The sequence below is a fragment of the Bradyrhizobium sp. 27S5 genome, assembly GCF_037217225.1.
Taxonomy (GTDB): domain Bacteria; phylum Pseudomonadota; class Alphaproteobacteria; order Rhizobiales; family Xanthobacteraceae; genus Bradyrhizobium; species Bradyrhizobium septentrionale.
On record NZ_CP147714.1, the window covers coordinates 1,131,248 to 1,155,787 of the forward strand.

Sequence of the window (24,540 nt, forward strand, 5' to 3'; positions counted from 1 at the left end):
AAGGCGCTACAAATGGCATTGCGGATGGTCGCGTTAGGACGTGCGAGAGATGGACGGTGGTTTGCCCGCAAGGGCGTTCCTGTGGATGTGCGCGAGGAGTACGCGCGGCTCTACGGCGTTAGTCGGGAAGCGCAACTAAAGCTACCCGCGGACACACCGCGCCATGAAGCAAAGGTGCGCCTGGGTGAGTGGGAAGCTGAGGTTGAGACCCGCATCGCTACATTGCGAGCGCAGCGAAACGGTGAGGGACAGCCGCTCACAAAGCTCAATGCAATAGCGCTCGCTGGGCGTTGGTATCAGTGGTTCATTGCCCAATACGAAAACGATCCAGGGCCGGCGAAGCGTTGGCGGGAGATGAGCGACCATATCGTATGGAACGTGATCTACCCTGAAGCGCCCGAGGCTTATCACGAGGACCCTGAGGCCGATCCTACTTGGGAATGGGCCAAGGAGCCGGAAGTTCGCGAAGCAGTACGACCGCAGATTGCTGAGCTGGCGCGCGTGGCCACCTTCCTTGCCAGCGAGGGCAGGGCCCTCAACGCCAGTGCCTATGCGCTATTTGTCGATGCGGTTAGCGACAATCTTTTGCCGGCCATAGCGCTGCTCGAAAGACGCGCCAACGGCGACTATTCCCCTGACGACACCCCGGACAGCTTCCCAACATTCACCGATGGGCCCGTGCGCGGCTCAGGTATCAGCTGTTGGGATTTGTTCGAAGCATTCGTGAAGGCCGTCAAGCCCGCAGAGAACACTGTGGGGCGTTGGCGTGCTGTGTTTCTTGGGATGCAACGGCATTTCGCAGATGTCGGTGCCGATGGGATCAGCGAAGAAGCCGCACGCGCTTGGGTACGAGGATTAGTTACCGAGGAGCGTTCCGCAATAACCGTGCGCGAGGTTTGGCTTTCGTCCTCTCGGCGGGTGTTCAGCTGGGGCGCGGAGCACAAGCACATTAAGAGAAACCCGTTCGCCGAAGTCAAAATTGACGTTCCCCGGAAGGCGAGAAGCCGTGAGACGAAGGCGTTTACTGAGCAGGAAGCGCGCACGATCCTCCGCGCTGCAAGTGCCATCAAGAACCCTCGAACGCCTTGGGAGCGAGCGAAACGCTGGGTACCGTGGCTCTGTGCGTACTCAGGGGCGCGCGCAGGCGAGGTTACTCAGCTTCGCGGCGAGGACATCGAGAAGCGGGGCAGCTTTCATTTCATGAAGCTCATGCCAGACGCGGGCACGATCAAGACCAGGAAGATGCGTGTTGTGCCAATCCATGAGCACCTGATCGCCCAAGGGTTCCTTGAGATGGTCCGCTCGGTTGGGAAGGGCGCGCTATTTTATGACGACAAGACAACGCATCGTGCAAGCAGCGATCCGATGAACCCTAGTCGGAGCCGGGCGGGCAATGTGCGTGGAGATTTGGCGGAATGGGTGCGAGAGCAAGGCGTGACCGACCCCGAACTGAGCCCAACGCACGCATGGAGGCACACGTTCAAGCAGATTGCCGAACGCGTTGGGATCACGGAGAAGGTGCATGACGCTATCACGGGCCACGCTCCCGCTAGCGAAGGCAGGAAATATGGACAGCCAACCGCCGAAGACATGGCCGAGGCACTCAAGAAATTCCCGCGATACAGGCTGAATTGAAAGTCCAACCCGCGTCGAGATGGGAAAAGCCGCACATGGGCTCCCAAAGATACCCGTGTACGGCTTATGTCTCCCGTGTGCACTATGCTGCTTTCACGAGTTCGCTCTTTCCACCTCTGCCTTTGCCGCTAACCGCGTAGGTCACGCCAATCGCCTTTAAGGCCAGGGCGGTCGGATGGTTCTCGTTACGAAGGTTCTTCTGCAGCTCCTTCTTGGCGTTCGGCGTCAGGCCCAACTCTCGTGAAATCACCTGCAGCGAAATCCGTCCCGGAGCCCGGTTCTCCATGAAGGTCAACAGGCGGCCATGAGGCGTCCCAGCGCCACGCCTCCGCGCCTTAGGGCCGGCATCAGGATCAAAGGGCCAATCAGCAACGTTGATCCCCGGCATCTCCCTACGAATGGAAGAAAGGATATCATTTCCGCGGTCACCTGAAGGCAGCACAATGAAGATATCCGCTGCAGGGCATCCACCGCGCTCGTCAGTGACGCGACGAATGCAGATACGGTTGATGGCTTGAATGACGGACGCTGCTAGCTGCCGGCGTACCATGTGTTCACGCAGGTTCAACTGACCTTTCCAGGTAGGATTATCGAGCCAGTCGTCGCCTTGCACCCCTTGAAGCGCGAAGAACACGTTGGTGGGCCATGTCGTCGCGTCCCGGAAGGGGAGGCCGAAGACAACAGCCACGTCGCAGTCGGCATAGTCGTTGCTTCCGTCCACCGCGCCCCAATGGGCCTTGGTGCTCTTGACGAACGGTAGCTCGGAGGCGTCCGGCAACTCATGCTCAACAGCCTTGTGGACGCAGAAGAACACCTTGCGTTCAGGGCCAAGGCGTTGCGTCAGGTCCTGGATAAGGCGCGGAAAGCGTGTCTTTGCGCGCTCCACCATCGTTCCTTTGCCTATCCCGGAGTGCGTCCATGCGATGTGCAGGGTCACACTGCTGTAGTCGCGCACCCCGGAAGGCGTCGGAATAATGATCGCCCTGTCCTCCATCAGCTTGTAGATAAAATCCTCGCGTGCCGTAGCGTCGAGCACCACGGGGCCAGGAGCATCGAGAGGGACCACCAGTGCTGAAGAGTTGAGCGTGGGCTCCTTACCCTTCAGCGCGAAGTACGCGTATTGATCCAACACTGCCTCTGCTGCAGCAAGCGTCTTGTCGATCTGGACGGCGATGCGGTTGCGCTCGGCAGCATCATTCTTGCCAATGTAGTTGTCATAGGGAAGTTTGAGCATTGCATCCCGGAGGGCGCGCAGGCTCACGGGTCCGTGTGGAGTTCCCTCTGGCCCCCAGGCCATACACGCGCCACCCCCGAAGCCGGCACTGACACCGGCGTGGTGACCCAGGTCCACGTAAAGCTTGTCCAAGGCCTCCACCTCTGCGGCGTGCTTGGCGCGCAGGTCAAGCGGAATGAAGCCAATAGCTTGGCCGAGGCTGTCCACTTTGACCTGGCTCTCTTCAATGACGTTGCACAGGGCTTCATCGACAATGGTCAGAAGACGCTGGCCGCCTCTCCAATGTGTAAGGCGCTCCCACTTTCTAGCACGGGTGCTGGTAAGGGTTTGCGTGGCATTCACGTAGGCCTGGTGCGTGATAACGAGCACGTCGCTTTCGCTCAGTTGCTCATTGGTGGCGCGATGGTCCGTGTGGTCCGCCACAGCCACCTGACGGCCGGCGAGAGAATTGATGGCTGCCACCATCTCGTCGGCTTGGGCGATCAGTCGAGTGACGATGAGGATACCCACGGGCTTCTTATGGCCCGCCGCGGCAGTGTTCTGCTGAGCCTGGAGAGCCGCGTACACCTTGGCTCCTAAGGTTTTCCCTGCGCCAGTGGGCGGCCACAGGATGCGCCACCTTGGCGTGACACCCGCAGCAGTATCAGCAATAGCTCCTTGATAAGTATTTGCCATGGTGGCCCACAGCTTCCTTAGGGAAGCACTGGGCACGTTGTGATAGGATGTGGTCCACTCGTGGGACAAACGGTCCACGAAGGTCTGCGGCGACACGAGAGCGTATTCCTCGTGCAGGCCGATAAGGTCGGTCATGTAGGTATTGGATTCCGGAGTAGGAAATGGGGGGGGGAACCTCTAAAGAAGATACCCTATATAGGTCTGCACCCCATTCTTTGGGTTGCCACTAAGGCCACACAGATGGCCAGGCTATTCGAGTGCGGCCGAGGTGCCGACGCTCAGCACTGCCACACCAACAAAGTCGCAAAGGGGGAGGGGTAAAGCCCCTCCTTGTAAGCAAAGCGGGCTTAGGAGCCCTTGGGAGGCTCATGGATTCGTTGAGCCGGCGCAGGGTTGCTGTACTAGCGTTGAATAACACGCACCACAGAGCTTTCTTGTGAATCCCAAGAGCCCTGTGGAACGTTGTTGTAGATTAACTCAGTGTAATTCTTCCTTGGTGTCGACCTAAGCCAGCTTGGTGTATCGAGCCTGAGTGCCTGAGTGAGCCCTCAGGCCAACCTGTGTAGTCCGAAGGGCGTGCATCGGACTGCCGCGGGTAAGCCCCAAAGCTTACAAACGTCAAAACCGCCTGCGTGGCTTCGGCTCGGTGAGGGCAACTCGAATTTGACTAGCGAACTCCAACCCGCGTTCGGTCAGATACACATGCTTCTCTCGCCGGTCGCCATACACTCGCTGCACCATCGTTATTAGACCCAAGCCAGGTCTGCCGTGTCTGTCGATGGTGCCTAAGTCGCTCAGATAGCGAGTAGCAACAGTTTTCCAGACGCCGCAGCGCTTTGCCAATTCGCTCACCGTCAGGCCGTCTTCCTTCCCCACAAGGAGAAGCATGAGCACGACATTCATCCGCATATTCGGCCTAACGCGAGTGAGCGGCGCCAAAGCGTTTCCGAGCCTCAGGCAGGTCTCGCGCTGGGAGCGTGTTAAGTAAGACTTTGGTTCGTCTATCGCCTCGGCCATGTGATTCACCTCCAAGCGTTCAATGGAGAACAGAGTGAAACACACGTATCGAGGCGCAGACCCCTATGGGTGCCAGATCGGCAACCAATTTCAACAGCATTGTCTTGGGCGTGTACTCATAGATTCATTGCGCGCATGCTGGAGGGCAATGTCCCTCACACGTCCGTGCCTGCTCACAGTCTCCGAGATCACGTATCCTACATCGGGTTACCCCGGCTGCTGCAGCACGTCAGTGGTCTCACCATCGAGGTATTGACCATTGGCATCTCTATTTTGCGCCTTGCAGTCCGAAGGCGTTATTGGCGTGAAGCTCACGGAAGCAGCTCCTCAGCAGGCGTTTTGATATTGGTGCATCAGGCCCGCGTCGTGGCCGGCCTTTTCTATCGTCGTATGCGGCCATGCATCCGCGCGCCATGGTCTCAGCTGCCGCCATGATCGCTGCGCCGTATCTCGGGTTGTCGGGATCGTCCCACTCGTAGTCCTTGGGCTCGGGGCGATCAAAGGGTGGCATTACGTAGCCGGGAGCCCGCATGGTCGCTAAGGCAGCCTTGGCTGGCTCGTAGTCCGGTCCTTGCTCGATGACGAACCGATAGCTGGCTGCAGTGGGCTTCGTTTGTCCAGGCACGAGATACATGCTGCGTGCGTATTCTGCGAGTTCTGCGGGAGTCCAGCCGGCCTTCATGAAGTTGCCTAAGGCTTCGCGCTGCTGGACGGTTTGGAGATAGCGGCGCACCTGCTTGTAGTCTGGGGCCTGCGATAGTGATAACTGCGATGACAATGTGGTGGTGAGGCCGTTAGCTTGCTCGATCAATCGATTTCTTGTGTGGTTAGGGGTGGAGGAAAAACGTTAGGAGCAGAGACCGTCTATGCGCCCCAGCATTGTCAGGCGAGTGGCCCGCGATGGGGCGCCGGTCTTCTTTGTTCGAATGCGCCAATGAGGTGAAGGTCGAAACTGTCTTGAGATTCTAATGGCCGTGGGCTCGCCTATTGTAGGGGGATAGGTCGTTCCTCGTCGCGGCTTCCTCTGTAGGGTAGGCCGTGAGGTTAGGGGTCTAAGTTGTTGATCTGCTCGGAATTGTCTTGATATTTCAATGGGTGACAGGCGGCCCTACGCGAGGCGGCGCAGTAGGGGAGATCAGGCGGGTGGGACGTTGGGCTTTCGATAAGAAGCCGATGAAGGACATCGCCGGCCCTGAGCGGCTGCCACGACTATTCCTCCTCACAACACAAAGGTCAGGCAAGGTCGGAAGCTAAAGCTCTTCATCGCTCAGCCTTCTCACCGGCTCGCGTCCAGGTGGTGGACAACATCGATTTCCCTTCACCGAAAACGCTTCGTTGGTCTAAATGGAATCCGGAGGATTTCCAGTTGAAGATCACGCGCGTTGAAATCGCTAACTGGCGGTCGATTAAGTACATCAACTTCTATCCGGAGGATGTCTGCATCCTCGTCGGAGCGAACAATGCTGGCAAAACCAACATCCTGTCGGCGATCAACTTCATCCTGGGCGAGCGCTGGCCGATGCCTGCGAACCTGGACGACTCGGATTTTTACGGGCGAAATCGCGACAACAGCATCTACATCCGGCTGTGCCTAGACGGCACGTACGTCTCCGAAATCGCGTTCGATACTTCCAAAACATCGTACGCACTAAATGCAATCGACATTCACGGCAGACCTGTCCGCCCATTTACGAATGCTCACCGGGAAGAGCTTGCCTTCGCTTACGTGGATGCTAGCCGAAACTACGAGAGGCAGTTCTCAACGTCGCGCTGGTCCATTTTTGGGCAGGCCCTCCGCCATCTCCATCAAACTTTGAAGGACAATGGAGACCAGCTGGCTCAACTACGCGAGGCACTCGATAGCGCCCACGCTCTCCTGCAAACAGACCAGTACAAGGCCTTTGAAAAGGAGTTGAAGGACGCGTTCGCCGCCCAGCTCAAGACTGCCCGGTACGACGTGTCGTTCGAGTTTCGGACGCTCGAGGAGACCAATCTCTATCGCAGTCTATATCCGACGCTCGTCGAACGAGGCGAGGCCAGAAATCCGCTGGAGGTCGGCTCAGGCGTGCGAAACGTGCTCGTGCTCGCGCTTTTCCAGGCCTTCGCTAAATCATTCCGAGGCGATGCGGTGCTAGGCATCGAGGAGCCCGAGCTATATCTACATCCGCACGCACAGCGCAGCCTGATGAAGCAGTTTGAGGCGTTAGCTGATGCCGGCAATCAAATCTTCGTTTCGACCCACAGTGCCCACTTTCTCGACGTCGCTCGTAGCGACCGCATTGTATTGGTGGACCGCTGTGAAGACGAAGATGACGACGTTTGTACTCAGGTGAAAACGGCTTCCAGCGAGGAGTTGCTCACCGCTCGTAAGAAGCTTCACCCGCAGCGAGAGATGACAGTGCAGTCCGTCCGCGCCTTCATCAGGAACGTGCGAACAGCCGAGATGACCGAGGCGTTCTTTGCCCGTGTCGTTATCGTCGTCGAAGGCCCGTCCGAGCGCGAAGCGATCCCGGTGTTCGCCAGGGCTCTCGGCTTCGATTTCGACGAGCACGGCATTTCAATCGTGTCCGCGGGCGGCAAGCCTGCTATTGACACGCTATGTCAACTTTACGAGGTCCATGGCATCCGCACGTACGTTTTGTTTGACAATGACGGCGGTAAGTCTTCGGAGAAAGCCGCTAATCGTACTTTGTGCCGTCTACTCGGAATAGAAGAAGCGGACGAGCCTGCGGCCTGCGTGACGGAAAACTACGCAATCTTGCAGGACAACTGGGAAACGCAGTGCAAGTCACATGTGGAGGTGATCGACGCCGGTCTCTACGACGCGCTGGAAGCCCAGGCGCGCGCTGAACTCGGTATCTCCGCTGACCGCAACAAACCATTGGTGGCTCGCTTCATTGCCGAGGCCCTTGCGGAAGTAGAACTTGTCCCACAATTTGTCCGAGAGATACTCGACGAAGTGAAGAAGAAGCTCCCTGTTATTCCTGCTTAAGGGCGGCATCCTCGATTAAAAAAGCATATAGGTGTCTTCAAGCAAGTCAGCGAGATCGGTGAGAAGCAGGGACATACGGCGCGGCTCGTTTCAGCTCGGTAGGCGCTCGCAGCGAAGGCCGGCCCCTTTGAAGCAGGCGAGGGTAAAATCCAATGCCGTAGGTCCGGCCAAAGCGGCCCCACTCAAAATTGGCGTGATGCCGCGCACCTACCTATGGCCAGCGCTGACCTTCGCTCGCCGCGTTAGCCACTCTTTCTTTCGAACATATCCGACTGAGCTGCCATTATTGAAACTGACCGGCTTCGGTCGGTATTTTAGAATGCCAGGCCATGCCGATGGCTCAGGGTGAACAAAGCTATTCATGACCAAGAATTGCTGGCTCTGAGCCTTTTCTTCTTCCGAGCCCTTTCTAAAGGCCTCGTGAGGACCGGTGACACTTTGATCCCGGATCAACTCCGTGATTCTGTGTGTGTCCGACTCCCGTTTTGGTGTAGCGGCGACGGCAAGTCCCGTGATGTAGTCTCTTTGATCCCAATTTGAGAAATAAAGATTTTTGTGCGCGCTCAAGCACTGCAGATGATTGAGAGCTTCAATGTCGGCACTACTGGTGATGTCGACGAAATTGGTCCCCCTAGGTATCGAGACGGTATAAATACCAATATCGAAGAAGTATGCGAGCAAATGCGGTGTGAGTGGAAGCGCCAAGATTAGACCGGAGTTACTCATACCAAAACTATCGTCTTTCAATCGCTCAAAGGCCCACCTGTTGGTCATCACCGCCGGATTATCTGAAAGAATGAAATCGACGGTGGTCTTATTTCGCAGCACAATAAACTTCAGATCGCCGCTATAGTCGTGCATTGCGAGGCCGCCGCTCATTGAGAGTGCGATGAGCTGCTTTCTCGTTAGAGACTCCGGTCTCTGCTCTGGATGCTTACGATAAATCGTGTCCATCAGATCTTCGGTGGCTTTTGCGGTTTCTGCGACAGCCTTTTCCGTACGTCTTGTTTGCAGGACCGTGAACAGGCGAAGCCAATCGTCATCGGACGGACTGAGCTGGCAGCCCTTCTCCAACATAGAAAGAATCCGAGCAAAGCGCCCCTCCAGGCCGCTGAGCGCAGTTTCAGCCTTCAGGTCCTCCCCATAGAAGTAGGTCTTGGCGCACTGTCCTTTGGCAGGCGCATTGGGAATATGTCGGCCAGCGCCTAAAATGTAGGTGTTAATTGCGTGTCCTTCGCGCTTCAGCGTAAAGGGCTTCAGTAGGCATCTCGGTACGAAATGCTGGTTCTTTCGATCGGCCATAGATTCTAACCTGCAGCAGGGCGCATCTAACTGGATTCGCCTGGGATTCACCACGTTTCCGTTTCTGCTTCCGTTGAATGCTCACCGGTCGCAACCGAATATCCGCGAGCGCATGCTGGTTTCAGCTCGGCAGCGGCCAGCAGCGAAGCCGCCGTTTTAGAAGGCCGGGGAGGAGCGAAACCCAGAACCGTAGGTCGCCCGAAAGGGGCCCCAAACCAAACTGGAGGCCATCCTGAACCCCGAGCGGTCCGAAACCAGGCGCTTGCGAGGTTTCTATGGTGAGAGCCGAGCGAGAAGGCGCGTGACAGCCGTGGGGTGCCATGTGTCACCACGAGGAGCCCTAATGTCCCTCGTGTTCAGCTCTTCAGCAATCCCACGTACCGTGGTGACCGATGGCGACACCAGTACACGAGCTTGAGCGGTACATGGGATGAGGGGACTGTTCGCAGGTAAGGGGCCATGCGTACAAGCGGAGCCACTTGGTGGCCCTGCGGCAACGGAAGGCGAGTGATCCGCCTTCCAAGTGGTGGCCGGGTGAGCGCTGAGCACAAGGCAGACACGAAATGCTGCCGGTTGTACCGGTATTCCTGCTTTCTCGAAGTGAAATCTCTTGAATAGAACCCTTTATCACCTTAATGGGAGCTTGAAAGTTTTGTACAATTTCGAGTTGCCAGATGGCGCCAAAGCATCTCGTCCACTTCCCGAAGCCGGTTCTGGAAGACTTAGTGAGTGGCCGATGGCTGCCCGTCATCGGGGCGGGCATGTCGTTGAATGCAAAATTGGCACCTCCGGCAAAGATGCCTCTATGGCCCGAGCTGGGCAAAGCTTTTGCCGACGAGCTTCTGGACTATTCGCCAACGAGCGTACTGGACGGCATTTCTGCATACGAGCATGAATTTGGCAGGGCGCGTCTCATAGAGCGTCTCGCAGAACTTTTACACATCAACGGGGCTGAACCGGGACCCGCGCACAAAGAGTTTTGCACTCTGCCGTTCGACATCGTCTGTACGACCAACTTCGATTTCCTACTCGAGAGGCAGTATGACCTCGACCGCCAAGATAATCGAACAGTGCATCCGGTGGTGGACGAAGATCAGCTGTCGATTAACATCGGAGCCTCAGGCACCCTTCTATTCAAATTGCACGGCGATGTTCGTCATCCGACGCGGCTTGTGGTAACTGAGGCGGATTACGATGGATTCCTCACAAACTATCCGCTCATCGCGACCTATTTAGCAAACCAGCTTATTACCAAGACTGCGGTCTTTATTGGTTACAGCTTAGACGATCCCGACTTTCGTCAAATCTGGCACTTGGTAGCAAGTCGCTTAGGCAAGACACGCCGTATGGCTTACGCCATCATGGTGAACGCTCGCCCAGGAGACATCGCAAGGTTCGAGCGCCGTGGTGTCAAGGTCGTCAATTGTTTGCCGTCAGGGCGTGTGAGACAAATTGAAGGATTTTGCGGAGGGAGGATTTCTGGTTCATCGTAGCCACCAGGAGCGAAGATGAAGCAGAAATCCGGACCGGGCAAAGCGCCGGCAGAACAGGTACTAAGGGACATTCGGCGCCAGACCCGCCGGCAGTATTCGGCGGAAGAGAAGATCCGCATCGTGCTGGAAGGACTGCGGGGCGAGGAGAACATCTCCGAGCTCTGCCGGCGTGAGGGCATTGCCGCCTCAATGTATTACGGCTGGTCGAAGGAGTTCCTCGAAGCCGGTAAGCGCCGCCTGGCGGGCGATACGGCGCGTGCGGCGACCTCCGGCGAGGTGACGGATCTCCGTCGTGAGACGGCCGCATTGAAGGAAGTCGTGGCCGACCTCACCCTTGAGAACCGCCTACTCAAAAAAAGCATGAACGGGGATGGGGAGGACGAGGCATGAGATATCCTGCGTCCGAGAAGGCCGAGATCATCCAGTTGGTCGAGCAGTCGCACCTGCCGGCCAAGCGCACGCTGGACAAGCTCGGGATCCCACGCGCCACGTTTTATAGATGGTATGATCGCTATCGTGATGGCGGCGTCGAGGCGCTGGCTGACCACCGGTCTCGACCTGACCGGATATGGAATCGCATCCCCGACGATGTGCGGGGCCAGATCATCGACCTGGCGCTGGAGCTGCCCGAGCTGTCGCCGCGCGAGCTGGCCGTGCGGTTCACCGACGAACGGAAGTATTTTGTCTCCGAGGCATCGGTCTATCGGCTGCTGAAGGCGCATGACCTCATCACCAGCCCCGCCTATGTGGTGATCAAGGCGGTGAACGAGTTCAAGGACAAGACCACCGCCATCAACCAGCTCTGGCAGACCGACTTTACCTACCTCAAGATCACCGGCTGGGGCTGGTACTACCTGTCGACCGTGCTCGATGACTTCTCGCGTTACATCGTCGCCTGGAGGCTTGGTCCCACGATGTGTGCCTCCGACGTCACGGCCACACTCGACCAGGCACTCGCGGCCTCCGGCCTTGACCACATCACCGTCGCGCACCGGCCGAGGCTTCTCAGCGACAATGGTTCGAGTTACGTCGCGGACGATCTGGCCAGGTGGCTCGAACACAAGGGCATGCAGCACGTGCGCGGCGCTCCGTATCATCCCCAAACCCAGGGAAAGATCGAGCGCTGGCATCAGACCCTGAAGAACCGCATTCTGCTCGAGAACTATTATCTACCTCACCACCTCGAACGGCAGATCGGCGCCTTCGTCGAGCATTACAACCACGTCCGCTATCATGAGAGCATCAAAAACCTGACCCCGGCTGACGTCTACTTCGGCAGAGCCGAGACCATCCTAACCGAACGACAGCGCATCAAGCGTGAGACCATCGCAAACCGCCGCTTGCAGCACCAACTGCAGGCCGCTTAAACTCCAACAACAGATGAGCCAGAGCCTCCCTTCTCGAAAAGCCTGATTAGTCTCAAATTATCTGACGACGGACATGTACTGGCTGCCCTGGTCGGAGTGATGCAACAGCGCATCCGGCTTGCCGCGCCGCCAGACGGCCATCAACAATGCGTCCGTCACGAGCTGTGCCGTCATGGCGGCACTCATCGACCAGCCCACCACGCGGCGTGAGAACAGGTCGATCACCGCTGCGACATAGAGCCAGCCTTCGGCCGTCCAGAGATAGGTGAAGTCGGCGATCCACTTCTGGTTCGGCCGCTCGGCGGCGAACTGCCGGTCAAGGAGGTTCGCCGGTACGGTCTCGAGCTGTCGATCGCCGCTGTCCTTCGGTAAGCGCCGACGTCGCGGCCGCGCCCGCAAGCCTTGCAGGCGCATCAGCCGCTCAATCCGGTGCAGGCCGCAATCCGCCCCGTCGGCGAGCAGGTCACGCCACACCCGGCGTGCGCCATAGGTGCGGTCGCTGGCGGCGAAGCTGGCCTTGACCTTGCCGCCGAGCTCCTCGTCGCTGCGGGATCTGGCGCTGGGAGAGCGGTTCAGCCAGGCATGGAAGCCCGACCGCGACACTCCCAGCGCATCGCATAGCCATGCCACCGGCCAGATCGTCCGGTGCTTCGCGACGAAGGCGAACTTCATGTCGCTTCCTTCGCGAAGTAGGCTGCGGCCTTTTTTAGGATATCCCGCTCGGCCTTCAGCTTGGCGACCTCACGGCGCAGCCGCTCGATCTCCTGCTGCTCCGGCTTCATCTGCCCGTGGCCGGGAAAGGCTTGCGCCGGGTCGGAGCCCAACTCCTTCACCCATTTGCGGAGAACATTCTCATGAACATCCAGGTCACGGCCAGCTTGCGCCACCGACACCCCACGTTCCCGCACCAGCTTGACCGCCTCGACCTTGAACTCGCGGCTGAACTTCCGTCTTTTCATCGCCACCTCCGGCTTCATGAAACACCTAATCTCGGTGTCCATCAAACCGGCAGCAGCTCAATCTGTCGACGTACAAGGTGGCGCCAGCAGTCAGCAGATTAACGCCAACGCGGGCCTGTCGCGCAGAGTAGAACGTTCTCATAGATAGATGATGGGCTATGATTTCTGTATCGATCGTTCCCGATTTATCCAAGAGATCCATGAAATCCCAGGAGAGCGTAACCGTACGAGTGCGCTCCTCCACGTGGAAGTAAATTGGGAGGCTGGCTATATAGCCTGCTCGTACACGCAACCGAGGGCCCCGTCGAGCCGCCTCGATCACGATAAAATCGAGCGGCCAGTGCATACATTTCTGGTAGTGCTGACGAAACTGATCCATAGACGCATGGGCTATTACGACCGAATGAACGCCAGCCTCGTCCGCCGCTACTTGACGCTCACGTATGACGAAGAACCATTGTTCAGTGTTCTTCACTAACGAACTCTCAAGACTCTTATGTTGGAACGGCCGGATGTAGCTTTCACCAACCTGTATCGAACTGCCTTTGGCAACAGGATCGTAGTTTTCCAAGTCGGCTATTTTCAGAGTGGCCTTGAGCATTGGTTCCTTAAACGTTGCCGCCTCTCGTGGGAGAGGCGGTAACGGAGTTAAGAATGATCTTAAAGGTAGCCGAAGTTACTGCTGTCGTTAGGGAAGGGGCCCTTCTCTCCCTGAATAGTGGGAGGTGGCAGTACCGGTAAGGGGAGGTCAGTTGTATCGGGCCGCGATGGCCGCTTAGGCGCGTCTGCAGTTGTGCTCTTCATGTCAATCTCCGGGTGATCGGGCTTCTCGTCGTCTCAAATCTAGGCTTCAGTAAAAGCCAGAGAGAGAGTGGCGCGGCACCGTGTCGAGCCACAATGGAAGGTCTCTCATGTGAGAAGGCGGGCGACAACCTACCAATGTCGGCAGTTGGATGACGGTGCTGGACAGAAGAGCTATCGCCAAATTTTGGTGACGGCGCGGCCGGTCAGGCGGCGGCGGGTATGGGCTGACGGTCAGTCGGTTTGGCGATGACCTCGATCCCGTCGTTGAATGTCACACCGAGAACGAGTTTTGGCAACTGGTTGTGGCCATCGAGACAACGCCGGCTTTTCTGCGCGGCCTCAAGCAGTTTGAAGACCATCGCGAGCGCCGTTCTGTTGGACAGGCTATCGTGCGGTGGCGCACGGTAGCGAAGGTGCTTCCAATGGGATTGATGGTCCGCAGGTGTTTCCAGTGTTCGGCCGGGAAGTCGTAGAACGCCAGTAGCGTGTCCCGATCCTTGCTCAGGCAGTCGGCCGCCTTCTCGTATTTGGGCGTATAGCTCTCGATGAAGGCCTCGAACGCCAGCTCGGCGGCGGCCTTGGTTTCGGCCATCCAGATCTCCTGCAACGCGCGTTTGGCTTTAGGCTGCTGGCTCTTCGGCAACTTGGCGATCACGTTGGCGGTCTTGTGTACCCAGCAGCGCTGCTCGCGCGTTTTCGGCCAGACCTCGCCGGCGGCCTTCCAGAACCCGAGCGCGCCGTCGGCGATGGTGAGCCGCGGCGGCACGCCGAGCCCGCGCCGCTTCAGGTCGAGCAGCAGATCGCGCCAGTCCTGCGCGCTCTCGCGGGCGCCATCGGTGAAGCCGACCAGTTCCTTGCGGCCTTCCGGCGTCGCGCCGATCAGCACCAGGATGCAATGCTTTTCGTCTTCGAGGCGTGCTTGGAGATGGATGCCATCGGCCCAGATGTAGACGTAGCGCTTCGCCGACGGATCGCGCCTCTGCCACGCGGTGTGTTCGTCAAGCCAACCGTCCTTCAGACGGCCGCTGGCGGATGCCGACAACCCGGCAGCATCCTTGCCGAGCAGCGCCGCCAGAGCCTCGGAGAAGTCGCCGGTGGAGATACCCTTCAGGTAAAGGATCGGCAGCAGCGTCTCGATCGATTTCGAGCGGCGCATGTAGGGCGGCAGGATCGACGGAGAGAACCGGATGCGGTCGGGATCGGTAGCCTCCGCCTCGCGATCGCGTACACGCGGCTGGCGGACGCCGACCGGACCGATACCATCCATCACCTCGCGTTCCGGCAGGTGACCGTGGCGCACGACGCGCTGGTGGCCGTCCGCAGTCTTCAAATCGGCATGCTTGCCGAGAAAGTCCGCGACCTCGGCCTCGACCGCCTGGGCCAACAGAGCACGCGCCCCATTGCGCAAGATTTCGGTGAGTTGATCGTCGACGTTTCCTGGCTGAATCAACTTGATGATGTTATCTTTGGACACGGCATATCGCTCCTTCGGTGGAGAAGTGGAGGCGTCAAGCACCCCCACGATATGCCGCCTTCCCGATTCCCGCCGTCACCAACTTTCAGCGATAGCTCCTCACCCGCCGAATGTGCCAATTACTTCGCCGACGCCGGATATGGCCAAAACTAAAGTAATCACGCTCTAGGTTGTGACGAACCGAAGTTGCATCCGATGCAAAGACCGCCATGGGATATCGCCCCGAGCGATCAGGCCTTGACGCCTTATGACCGGGAGCACGCCGTCACCTACATGCGCATGCTGGAAGCGGACTGAACCTCCTCCGAATGAGTGGACACCTGTAGTAGGCTCATTGAGCGCGGAGGTGTCGAATGGAACGTCAACGTCGGTCGTTTACCGAGGAGTACAAGCGGCAAGCCGTTGAGCTGGTGGTGTCGAGCGGCCGCTCGATTACGTCGGTTGGCAAGGAACTTGGTCTGCGAGACTCGGTGTTGCGGCGCTGGGTGGATAAGTCCGGCGGACCAGGCTTCGGAGATCGCCCGGTTGCGCCAGGAGAACGAACGGCTGCGCATGGAGCGCGACATTTTAAAAAAGTCGATCGCGATCTTTGCCGGAACCCGGACATGAGCTTCCGCTTCATCGAGGATCACCGCGATGCCTATCCGGTACGGCTGATGTGTGCCGTACTCGAGGTCTCGCCGGCCGGCTATTACGCCTGGCGCGATCGCCCGGTGAGTAAGCGGACAAAGTCCAATGCCGCGCTCCTGGCCGCGATCCGGCAAGTCCATCAAGACAGCAACGGCCGCTACGGCAGTCCCCGCGTCCATGCCGTCCTGCGGAGGCAGGGCCGCGGCGCCAGCCGCGGCCGGATCGAGCGGATGATGCGTCGGCACGGTATCCGCGCCATCATGGCGCCGCCGCGCCGTGTGGGCACCACCGACAGCCGTCACAACCTGCCGATCGCGCCGAACCTGATCGCGCGCGACTTCTCAGCCCCGGTTCCGAGCCGGATTTGGCTCGCCGATATCACCTACATCCCGACCGCGGAGGGCTGGCTGTATCTCGCGGCCGTGATGGATCTCTTCAGTCGAAAGATCGTCGGCTGGGCCATGCGCGATCATATGCAGGTCGAACTCGCAGCAGCGGCACTGACGATGGCCATCCAGCAACAACGGCCCCAGCCGGGTTGATCCACCACTCCGATCGAAGTGTGCAGTATGCCTCACACGCCTATCGCAATGCTCTCGCAGGCGCCGGCATCACCGCATCGATGAGCCGCAAGGCCGATTGCTACGACAATGCTCCGATGGAGAGCTTCTTCCATACCTTGAAGACTGAGCTCGTTCATCATTGCAACTACAAGACCCGCGCCGAGGCCCAGCGCGATATCTTCGCCTTCATCGAAGGCTTCTACAACCGAATAAGGCTCCATTCCGCCCTGGGATATATCGCCCCGATCGAAATGGAGCTAAAAGCCGCCTAAACCAGTCCACTTTCTCGGGGGAAGATCAGACGCAGAGTGCGCAGACTGGCGAGAGGTAGCGGAGATCGTATTGCGCATCAATCCTAAACGCGAGCCGCAGCGCGCCCGCCGAGCGTATGAGACGTATATCGCCCGGACCAAGTGGATGACTAATCAAGGATACCGGCACATCTTGCGTGACGGCGGCCCGGCCGTCGTGGATAACTAACTTCAGGTATCCATGTTCCTTAGGCCGCAATTGCTTTGTTAAGCAGGCTTGCCTGAGGCCATCCACATATTCGGCTGTGTCAACGGCCTCGGAGCCGTCCACCGCATGGACGCGGACTTGGCGACCTCAAGATCTGCCAAAAGCTGATCAATGTTCGCTCGCTCTCGCTGCAACTCTTCAATGATCGAACCGTGTTTTGTCATCCCGCTTCCTTACTCATCAGGTTTGACTGTTGTGTTCGCAGCCACCGTTAAACTCGACGAGCGGGCGTGTTCGGTGATCTTATCGCCAGCACGCTCGGGAGTGTGGCCGCTTGTGAACGTGCCGCGATACCCGAAGAAGAAAAGATGCATGTCGCCGAAATCGGGGCGGTCACCTTCGTAGTCGTCAAGCTCCACTTCATTCCACGCAAGCCCGTCATCCAGATCATTGCGGGGCTCGCCAGGCATGAGGACAGCAGAGCTCGCAGGGGGATGGTTGTGGTCGTAGTTGACCGGAGTTGGCGGCTCTGCGTGCACGCTCAGGCTTACTTGCATAGCTTCGATGACGGCAGGGAGCTTCCCATAGTTTGCGACCGAGTAGGAAGGCCATTCCCACCGCGAAAGTGGCGACCGTGAGCAAGCAACCTATAACAATCTCGGGCACTCAGAACTTCATGCTCGCTCGTCTGATTGAGAGGTGCCATTGCGTCCGTACAATCGAAGGGTGCTGCACCAAATGGTGGTTCAATTGAATAGCTGGCTTCCAGCCCGATCCCTATTGGGATTCGGTTGCGGGAGGTCGGACCTTCTCCCCGCGATGCGTCAACGAGATACTCCGCAGGTTGAGCGCGTGCTAACGTCTAATGGCGTCGCCGTCAGGTTGGCACCTATGCAGACAAGTAGGTGTAGGGCTCGGGTTGCCGTGTCAGGGTGCGGAACGCGTGCCGGCCTGTGCTGGTGTGCCGCGTCTCGGAGTGCACGCTCCGTCAAGTGCTAGAGATGTGTAGTGCGTGGCGACCTTCCGTATATCGCATACGTCATTTTGATGGGACTAACCTCGCTCGCCATCGCCGCGGTCGTAATATTTATGCAATGAGGTGGCCGTCCTCGTGTTCAGCCGCGGTGTCCGATGCCTCGGGATCTTAAGAGGTTCGGCAGCTCAGGGCCCACGGAGCTCAACAAGATGGATGGTTGGATAGTGACAGCGGCTTTCTTCAAGGAAGATGGCGACGATGACGAAGAATTCGGGCACATAGCTTGCGTGGGGGCCGTCGCCGATCCTGCGGAAGTGGTGAGGATGACCATCGCGGAATGCGGCGCAAAAGCCGCAATGCTCAACTGCCCAATCGAAGAGGAGCAGTTGCGAAGACTTGGCGTGAAGCCCGGCGAGCTTCTCATCGTGCACGATGACGAGATCAGTCCGACTATTTCGCACGCTCGTCGTCATTAACGCGGCACGTCTGATGTCGCTCAGTTGCGTCCGGTTCGTGACATTGTCGTCCGGAAAGCACCGCTCGCGCGAGTAGTTAGTCTGCACAAGGTATGAAAGCGCGCCGTTTGCCTCTCTGCGCAATGTGGCCGTCTGGCCCATTGATTGCTGAGCCAAGTATGGCTTGGTCGCTTATTGATTGAGGGCCAAGTCCTCGCACCGTAACTCGTGCGGGCGGTCCCTCAGCCACCGCCCGCGCGGCTTTCCATCGTGGCGCTAGCCGCCATGCTCTGTCGAGGTCAGGCTACGACGGGCGAAAAGACTGGCACCGCTTATCTCTACACTTGAAGTTCGTGACCGTCTGGCACGCGAGTTGCTGAGAGCCTTTTGGCTTGGCTGTTTATTTCACGCAACCCCAGCAGCCAAGCTTGGCGTAGCAAACTTCGCGCGGGCGGCTCCTCCAGACGCCCGCGCCTCTTTTCCTGGGTTCTACCGGTCTTCTGCAACAGGCTCGCTGGGGAGATAGTTCACATGAGCCGTGAAAAGGCTTTGGAAGGCGCCATCGCGGCGCTCGGAGATTGGTCTGGGGGAACGACCGAAACGAGCGTAGTTCTCGCGACGATTGCGCAGCTCACGGCGACTGGGCCGCCCCCTAGCCGGCCTCAAAACCAAAAGCTCGTTTCCCCGACTGACACTCACGATGGCTTTGTGGAGTGTGCTGTAATGGACCGGCTCAAATTCATACCGGCCTTCGAGGCCGCTATTCGCTCTTCCGCCCCTGAGAAGCCATCTGCACTCCGAGAGGTCATCCGCCAGCGCGGAGGCCCTGATGAGTTCGCGGTGACGAGCACTTAGCTCTTTAGGCTGATCAAGATCATATTCTCGCGGCGTGTGCGAAGAGTATCGCTCATGAATGGCAAGCTGCCGCCCGCTCGTGGTCGCTTGGCTAGGGGCGGCTCGCGAGCAATGAAAGACAGCACGGGGAGCATCACTGCGGATGTTGGACCGACATCGATCGGCCTTATCGGCATCTTAATGACAGCGGTCCAACTGGCCGCGCACTTCAAGACCACGCCTCGAACAATCGCTCGTTGGGCTGAAGAGCCAAATTGTCCGTGGGCGAGCACTTCAGCAGGTGAGGTAATGTGGCTGTTAACGGACGTACAGGAGTGGAACCGCCAACGCCGACGCACCGCGCCGCGCTACGCTCCAAAGAGAAGACCATCGAGAAGGTGGTGGAAAAAGCTGGCCGCCGCCAGCGCCTCATTGCGGCGTTTTCCCGGCGATATCCGCCGCAGATCCGGCGATCAGCAGTTCCGCCGCTTGGCGCGCCCCTCTCGCCCAAGATGATCGTTCAGGCCGATGGCTCGCTAGCCCCTGCGCCCACTGAAGAACAAGAATCGAATGAAGCCGATTTTCATCAGTGACAGAATCTTAGTGCTGCCGTGTTTCGCCAGGCTGTCAATGCACTGCCGGCGGCATTGATCGCGTCGATAACGCGCTTCTCAAGTGCACCCAGCGTGTCTTTCGGCACGTAGTCCCGGGCCACCTCAACGCGGAGATCGGCCAGCCTTTTTCAAGCGAGATTGTTCGAGCGACCGCCGGATGCCGATTTGGCTGCCTCATCCGCGGTCACTTTGCATCCGTTATAAGGTTGGAAAGTTCATCCAGAATGTGAGGGTGCCTCCGATGGAGACCACGGCCCCGAGCAGCCGGTGCGCGGCAGGAGAGAGGACGCCGATGGCCCTTGTTTCCATCGAAAATCGCGCGGCGGTTCGTATCATCACCTACGCAAACGCCCCGTTCGGCACCATGGCCGCTGCCGGGACGGCCGAGTGTTCCATGCAGCCGCAGCAGATTAACTGATTAGCGCCAACGCAGGCCTGCCGCGCAGAATAGAACGTTCTCATAGATGGATGATGGGCTATGATTTCTGTATCAATCGTTCCCGAGTTATCCAAAAGATCCACGAAATTCCAGGAGGGCGTAACCGTACGAGTGCGCTCCTCCACATGGAAGTAAATTGGGAGGCTACCTATATGGCCTGCTCGTACACGCAACCGAGGACCCCGGCGAGCGGCCTCGATCACGATAAAATCGAGCGGGCCAGTACATGCATTTCTGGTAGTGCTGACGAAACTGATCCGTAGACGCAAGGGCTATTACGACCGAATGAACGCCATAGTTTTCCAAGTCGGCTATTTTCAGAGTGGCCTTGAGCATTTGTTCCTCGACTTAAACGTTACCGCCTCTCGTGTGAGAGGCGGTAACGGAGTGAAGAATGATCTTAAAGGTAGCGTTCATTAGCGCCGTCGTTAGGGAGGGGCCCTTCGGCCCCACAATAGTGGGAGGTGGCAGCACCGGTAAGAGGAGGTCAGTTGTATCGGGCCGCGATGGCCGCTTAGACGTGTCTGCAGTTGCGCTCTTCATGTCTGTTCCTATTGATAGCGTGATCGGGCTTCTCGTCGTGTGGCGCGGCAGCGTGTCGAGCCACACTATAACTTCTCTCATGTGAGAACCCGGGCGACAACCTACCAAGATTTGGCGGGGTTGGATGACGGTGCTGGACAAAACTGGGTTGGAGTCTAGTAACGGTAAACGGCAGCAAATTCCACAGAGCCGCATCTTTACGTGAGATCGTATGGAATCCAGATCGCAAGGCCATGTCGGCTCTCTCAGTGTAAGCAAAGCCCCATTCCCTGGATCAACCGCAGATCAGGTCAACGACAGCGCATTGTCGCCGGTTTCCGAAATTCTGCATGCGTACTGGCGATCCGATCGGCGCTTGCTTCTCATCGTTGCCACAGTGGTGCTGATCTCCAGCGCGAGCAGCGTCGCAGCCCCCTATGTATTTTCGAGTCTCATTGATCGTCTCCCGCGGGGGGAAGGCATGTCGGCGCTTGCCTGGGGATTCGCCGGCTATGCGGTCCTGCTCGGCATAGCCTCCGCATTGCAGCGCATGCTGCAGTATCTTTCCTTCATGACAGCCGAGAACCTGGGCTTCATCGCTGCAACTCGCTTTTTCGATCGCATCCTGAGAAAAACCTCGGCCTTTTTTCTTGAGCACAATCCCGTGGAGATACAGAGTGCGGCCGCGCGCGGGTGCAGCGGGTTGACGACGTTGGTCCAGCTTGGAATTATGATATTCATCCCGGCTGCAGCGCAACTTCTGCTTACGCTCGCTACTCTCGGTGTGCTCGTCAATATCCAAATCGCTGCAATCGTCGTCGCTTATGGGGCTGTCGCGATTACATTGGGGTGGAATTCCACGCGTCGGGCGCGCGTGTTTCTGGACCGGGCCATCGAAGCCGGACAGGAGAATGCGCGTTTCGTCGGCAACGTCATGAACTCCATGGACACGTTGCGCCATTTCGGCAGTCATTCCTGGATGAGCCAGCGCTTTACGATGAAGGCGCGGGAGGTGCGCGATAACTGGCGAGCCTACGTGTTTCAACGATTGGCCTACATAGCCGTGCTCGGCTTAGCCATCGCGCTACAATTTGCCGTCACACTTCTCCTTCTAATGCCTGAATACCGGGCCGGCGCGGTCACGATCGGCGATATTGTGCTATTCAACACGCTTCTACTCCAACTCAATACGCCCTTCGAGATGGTCGCGCGCGCGATCTCTGACGCGGCGCGGTCGCGAGCCGACCTCATTCCTCTCGCCAGACTGTGGGTCGCACCAGAAGAGCGGCGAACATCTCATGCTCATGATTTCACGCCCTCCGCTGGCCAGCTATCCTTCGAGGGCATTCGGTATGCCTACGACAACGGTCGTGGCGTTACGAATGTCTCATTTCTGGCTAGGCGCGGCGCCATTACCTTCCTTGTCGGCGAATCCGGATCGGGGAAGTCGACAATATTCAAGCTCGTCCTGAAATCGATCGAGCCAGACTGCGGCCGTATTCTGGTCGATGGAACCGATATAGCGACCATCGATCACACGGATTGGTATGCCGCAGTTGCTGTTGTGCCGCAGGACGTGATGTTGCTCAATGAGTCGGTAGCCGACAACATTCTGCTAGGACGGCCCCGCGACGAGGTGCGCCTTCGCGGTGCGTCGGAAAAAGCCGCAATTCTCCGCATTATCGAGGCTCTGCCGGAAGGATTTGAAACAACCGTTGGAGAACGCGGTTTGAAGCTTTCAGGCGGGGAGCGCCAGCGTGTTGCGATTGCCCGCGCGCTCTATGGCGAGCCGGCGATCCTTCTTCTCGACGAGGCCAGCTCCGCGCTTGACGAACGAACCGAGCGCGACATTTTGGACCATATTCGCAGCCTGGCGGAAGATGTGACCGTGCTGGCAATCACTCATCACAAAGGCGTCATTTCTACAACCGACGTCGTGGTCGAGCTGACCGACTGCGGTTTGTCCTTGACCTAGGCGAAGGGGATGATCAGCCCGGCGCATTGATTGTCTGCACTGTAGGCGCATTGCTGGACGAGATGCCTTCGTAATTGCAAGAAGTGGCCCACGCAATCAAGACGTGTCAATTGTGCATACGATGACGTAATTGCGGTCAGCGCCTGCGGCTCAAAAAGTCAGCTATCTTCAAGCCTTCCCGCAAGCTCGCGAATCGGAGGGGACTATGAAGGAACCGCCAGCCAGTTGAGCTCGTCGGATAGCAGGAGAAGGTATTTTTCGAAGCGTTCGGCTCTTTGGTTGGGGACGAGCGCTGTCACCACTTCCTGGAGGTCCTGTCCGACGACGGGTACGATTGACAGCACCGATCGCGCTTCGGCGGTCGTGACATCGGCGGCTCGTTCCCAAGTCTGGTTTTTCTGAAACGCCCGGGTGTTCTGTCATGACGACGATACAACCCGAACGGGCGAGCGAACGCAATTCCCCGAAAGGAGATGAATTTTTAGGTGCAGGCTGACCGCGGGTTTAGGAACCCGGACCGAAACAGGCTGGCGATCGATCGGCGTCGATTGCTGCCGAAAGCGCGGTGAGCCTTGGCGGGCGCGCTGGACTCTCCGGTTTGGCAGAAGGCCAAAAGATTTCTTACGAAGTCAAAGTCGCCCCCAAGCGAGCAAAAGCACCGCAGAAAACCTGCGGGTCTGATCACGTCCGCCGGTGATAGATCTCCGGCAACAATCGCTAAGACGAACAGGCTGCGTTCTTTTCAGAGAGGACGCAGCGAATTAGGATTGCGGCACGTCTTTGGACTGACCATGTTCGCCGTCTTTTGCGTCTATATCCGCGTCGGGCTTTCGATCGTAAGTGCAGTAGGCCACGGCAAGCACGGCTTGCAGGTTCGTTGTCCGCGCTTTCGGCAGGAGCTTGAGCAATTCGGAGTTTGATAAAGCCGAGCGGCCGAGCGCAGCCGTGTGCACGAAAACCCAAGGGAGAGCGCGCGGTTTCGTCGCGCCCTGAGTAGACAATTACTGTTGCAAACGTCTAGGTTGTATGCAACCGTAGACTTGGGCGTCAGAAACCCGAGATAGCATCAGTGGCCATCAATGGGCTAGCGTATAACAGCCCCGTTCGGTGGGACGGTGCGCCCATGTCGAAGGGGCACCCCAAAAGCACATTGGCCGTTCAGGATTACGGTTTCTGAACCGCCGGCAGCCAGTCCGCTACCGGCATCAGAGCTAAAAGCAAAATCCATGAACCATCAGCGAATCTCGCGCCGCGCCGTGGCGATCGCTCGCGTCTGCAGTCTCGAAGTGTTGCACGACAACGAAACATCTCAGCAGAGAGCCGACCGGTTGCTGGTGCCGCACAAGCGGCGTAACGGCATCGTCAACTTAATCGACCGCCGAGCTGAAGGAGGCGCTTCTCAAAGATTCGAGATTCGGCCATTGTGCTTGTCGTCTCGCACCAAGTCGCAAAGGCTCGCTCGCGCGAAGCGACGGCGGTGACGGCTCCCCATGCGAGCCAACAAATAAGCCCGCTAGCCTCTCCGGATTTGTTAGCGATCTGTGGACGCTCACATTGCTGTCGGCCGCCAAAGACGATCTTGGCGGGGTTTCCTCGGCAAGGCGGTTGATACCTTGGTCCGGCGAGTGTCGCCCACGTGTGGATTCAGGATCACTCGCCGAGGAGCTTCGACAATACAACGCCGCTCGCTTGAAATGATTCGAGCGGCGTTGGCTCCTAGCCCCGCGAAGGTGATGCAAAATCCCGACAAGGATGGGGCAGCACAAAGCGTGCCAAGGTTCATGTCTCAAACTGGAACTTTGTAGAACTGCGGGAGTCGATTCCTGGCTCTCGACCCCTTCACTACGCTCAACAGATGGAAAGCCCAACCAACTGAGCTGACGCCATTTAGTGTTCTTCGCGCTGGGACCCTTTGACTCTCGCGGAGCAGGGATTTCCTGTCTCTGGGGCTTCGGGTTCTGTCGCGTCCTTCCAGCAGTTGATGTCGCAATATGGTGCAGGCCCGGAACGTGTTGGAAGTTCAAACCAACCCGCCGGGGAGGGCGGCTGCGCTTCGGTGACAACATCAACCGCCCGTCGACCCGTGCGGACTGGTTTTCGATCCGGCGCGTCTTTTTTCTT

At 58.2% G+C, this 24,540-nt stretch carries 16 protein-coding genes and 2 pseudogenes; 9 read left to right on the forward strand and 9 right to left on the reverse strand.

Going from position 1 to position 24,540, the window contains the following annotated elements; all coding sequences use genetic code 11:
* Positions 1-12: 12 nt before the first annotated feature.
* Positions 13-1,635, forward strand: a complete 1,623-nt coding sequence (locus WDM24_RS05525) for a tyrosine-type recombinase/integrase (protein ID WP_338830692.1) — start codon at positions 13-15, stop codon at positions 1,633-1,635.
* Between the two features lie 82 nt (positions 1,636-1,717).
* Here the strand turns inward: WDM24_RS05525 and WDM24_RS05530 are convergent, their stop codons facing one another.
* The 3 genes from WDM24_RS05530 to WDM24_RS05540 form a co-directional block, all read right to left on the reverse strand.
* Positions 1,718-3,679, reverse strand: a complete 1,962-nt coding sequence (locus tag WDM24_RS05530; protein WP_338830693.1) for a hypothetical protein — start codon at positions 3,677-3,679, stop codon at positions 1,718-1,720.
* Positions 3,680-4,162: 483 nt separating this feature from the next.
* A complete protein-coding gene (locus WDM24_RS05535; protein WP_338830694.1) occupies positions 4,163-4,447 on the reverse strand; it encodes a hypothetical protein in 285 nt (94 codons plus the stop codon).
* 382 nt (positions 4,448-4,829) lie between these two features.
* Entirely contained in the window at positions 4,830-5,372 is a 543-nt protein-coding gene (locus tag WDM24_RS05540; protein WP_338830695.1) for a hypothetical protein, read from the reverse strand.
* Between the two features lie 486 nt (positions 5,373-5,858).
* Here WDM24_RS05540 and WDM24_RS05545 point away from each other — a divergent pair, with 486 nt between their 5' ends.
* Positions 5,859-7,553 (forward strand): ATP-dependent nuclease, encoded by a 1,695-nt coding sequence (locus WDM24_RS05545; protein ID WP_338830696.1) that lies wholly within the window; start codon positions 5,859-5,861, stop codon positions 7,551-7,553.
* 207 nt (positions 7,554-7,760) lie between these two features.
* Here the strand turns inward: WDM24_RS05545 and WDM24_RS05550 are convergent, their stop codons facing one another.
* Complete coding sequence (locus WDM24_RS05550; protein WP_338830697.1) at positions 7,761-8,855, reverse strand: DUF4238 domain-containing protein; 1,095 nt, start codon at positions 8,853-8,855, stop codon at positions 7,761-7,763.
* 674 nt (positions 8,856-9,529) lie between these two features.
* Here WDM24_RS05550 and WDM24_RS05555 point away from each other — a divergent pair.
* Both WDM24_RS05555 and WDM24_RS05560 read left to right on the forward strand, forming a co-directional pair.
* Positions 9,530-10,348 carry an SIR2 family protein gene (locus WDM24_RS05555; protein WP_338830698.1) on the forward strand — a complete coding sequence of 273 codons (819 nt, stop codon included), beginning with the start codon at positions 9,530-9,532 and terminating at the stop codon, positions 10,346-10,348.
* Between the two features lie 15 nt (positions 10,349-10,363).
* Positions 10,364-11,715, forward strand: a protein-coding gene (locus tag WDM24_RS05560; protein ID WP_338830699.1) for an IS3 family transposase whose coding sequence is annotated in 2 segments (ribosomal slippage) — positions 10,364-10,700 and positions 10,700-11,715 — 1,353 coding nt in all. Because the reading frame shifts where the segments join, the coding sequence is not laid out codon by codon here.
* Positions 11,716-11,784: 69 nt separating this feature from the next.
* Here WDM24_RS05560 and WDM24_RS05565 read toward each other — a convergent pair.
* The 3 genes and pseudogenes from WDM24_RS05565 to WDM24_RS05575 all read right to left on the reverse strand — a co-directional run.
* Positions 11,785-12,674, reverse strand: a pseudogene (locus WDM24_RS05565) (IS3 family transposase); the annotation flags it as partial.
* A gap of 25 nt (positions 12,675-12,699) precedes the next feature.
* The gene (locus WDM24_RS05570) at positions 12,700-13,275 is read right to left on the reverse strand and encodes a hypothetical protein (RefSeq protein WP_338830700.1); all 576 of its coding nucleotides are present in this window, start codon (positions 13,273-13,275) and stop codon (positions 12,700-12,702) included.
* Positions 13,276-13,681: 406 nt separating this feature from the next.
* Positions 13,682-14,952: pseudogene (locus WDM24_RS05575) on the reverse strand (IS256 family transposase).
* Positions 14,953-15,305: 353 nt separating this feature from the next.
* On the opposite strand from WDM24_RS05575, the gene WDM24_RS05580 reads away from it, so the two are divergent.
* Both WDM24_RS05580 and WDM24_RS05585 read left to right on the forward strand, forming a co-directional pair.
* Positions 15,306-16,124 carry an IS3 family transposase gene (locus tag WDM24_RS05580; protein WP_338830701.1) on the forward strand — a complete coding sequence of 273 codons (819 nt, stop codon included), beginning with the start codon at positions 15,306-15,308 and terminating at the stop codon, positions 16,122-16,124.
* A 20-nt stretch (positions 16,125-16,144) separates the two neighbouring features.
* Complete coding sequence (locus WDM24_RS05585; RefSeq protein WP_338695849.1) at positions 16,145-16,417, forward strand: IS3 family transposase; 273 nt, start codon at positions 16,145-16,147, stop codon at positions 16,415-16,417.
* Positions 16,418-16,837: 420 nt separating this feature from the next.
* On the opposite strand, the gene WDM24_RS05590 is transcribed toward WDM24_RS05585, so the two are convergent.
* Both WDM24_RS05590 and WDM24_RS05595 read right to left on the reverse strand, forming a co-directional pair.
* A complete protein-coding gene (locus WDM24_RS05590) occupies positions 16,838-17,074 on the reverse strand; it encodes a hypothetical protein (protein ID WP_176529002.1) in 237 nt (78 codons plus the stop codon).
* Positions 17,075-17,765: 691 nt separating this feature from the next.
* The gene (locus tag WDM24_RS05595; RefSeq protein ID WP_338830702.1) at positions 17,766-18,197 is read right to left on the reverse strand and encodes a hypothetical protein; all 432 of its coding nucleotides are present in this window, start codon (positions 18,195-18,197) and stop codon (positions 17,766-17,768) included.
* 1,007 nt (positions 18,198-19,204) lie between these two features.
* On the opposite strand from WDM24_RS05595, the gene WDM24_RS05600 reads away from it, so the two are divergent.
* The 3 genes from WDM24_RS05600 (at position 19,205) to WDM24_RS05610 (ending at position 22,419) form a co-directional block, all read left to right on the forward strand.
* On the forward strand, positions 19,205-19,462 hold the full coding sequence (locus WDM24_RS05600; RefSeq protein ID WP_176529000.1) for a hypothetical protein: 258 nt from the start codon (positions 19,205-19,207) through the stop codon (positions 19,460-19,462).
* Positions 19,463-19,775: 313 nt separating this feature from the next.
* On the forward strand, positions 19,776-19,901 hold the full coding sequence (locus WDM24_RS05605; protein WP_275948935.1) for a hypothetical protein: 126 nt from the start codon (positions 19,776-19,778) through the stop codon (positions 19,899-19,901).
* A 775-nt stretch (positions 19,902-20,676) separates the two neighbouring features.
* Complete coding sequence (locus WDM24_RS05610) at positions 20,677-22,419, forward strand: ABC transporter ATP-binding protein (RefSeq protein WP_338695860.1); 1,743 nt, start codon at positions 20,677-20,679, stop codon at positions 22,417-22,419.
* Positions 22,420-24,540: the final 2,121 nt, after the last annotated feature.

Coding starts and splice junctions, on each gene's coding strand:
- WDM24_RS05590 (WP_176529002.1), bottom strand. CDS start 17,074: ATGCCTGGCGAGCCCCGCAATGATCTGGATGACGGGCTTGCGTGGAAT.
- WDM24_RS05610 (WP_338695860.1), top strand. CDS start 20,677: ATGGAATCCAGATCGCAAGGCCATGTCGGCTCTCTCAGTGTAAGCAAA.
- WDM24_RS05580 (WP_338830701.1), top strand. CDS start 15,306: ATGGAACGTCAACGTCGGTCGTTTACCGAGGAGTACAAGCGGCAAGCC.
- WDM24_RS05550 (WP_338830697.1), bottom strand. CDS start 8,855: ATGGCCGATCGAAAGAACCAGCATTTCGTACCGAGATGCCTACTGAAG.
- WDM24_RS05530 (WP_338830693.1), bottom strand. CDS start 3,679: ATGACCGACCTTATCGGCCTGCACGAGGAATACGCTCTCGTGTCGCCG.
- WDM24_RS05570 (WP_338830700.1), bottom strand. CDS start 13,275: ATGCTCAAGGCCACTCTGAAAATAGCCGACTTGGAAAACTACGATCCT.
- WDM24_RS05525 (WP_338830692.1), top strand. CDS start 13: ATGGCATTGCGGATGGTCGCGTTAGGACGTGCGAGAGATGGACGGTGG.
- WDM24_RS05595 (WP_338830702.1), bottom strand. CDS start 18,197: ATGGGCCAGACGGCCACATTGCGCAGAGAGGCAAACGGCGCGCTTTCA.
- WDM24_RS05605 (WP_275948935.1), top strand. CDS start 19,776: ATGGCCCTTGTTTCCATCGAAAATCGCGCGGCGGTTCGTATCATCACC.
- WDM24_RS05535 (WP_338830694.1), bottom strand. CDS start 4,447: ATGAATGTCGTGCTCATGCTTCTCCTTGTGGGGAAGGAAGACGGCCTG.
- WDM24_RS05555 (WP_338830698.1), top strand. CDS start 9,530: ATGGCGCCAAAGCATCTCGTCCACTTCCCGAAGCCGGTTCTGGAAGAC.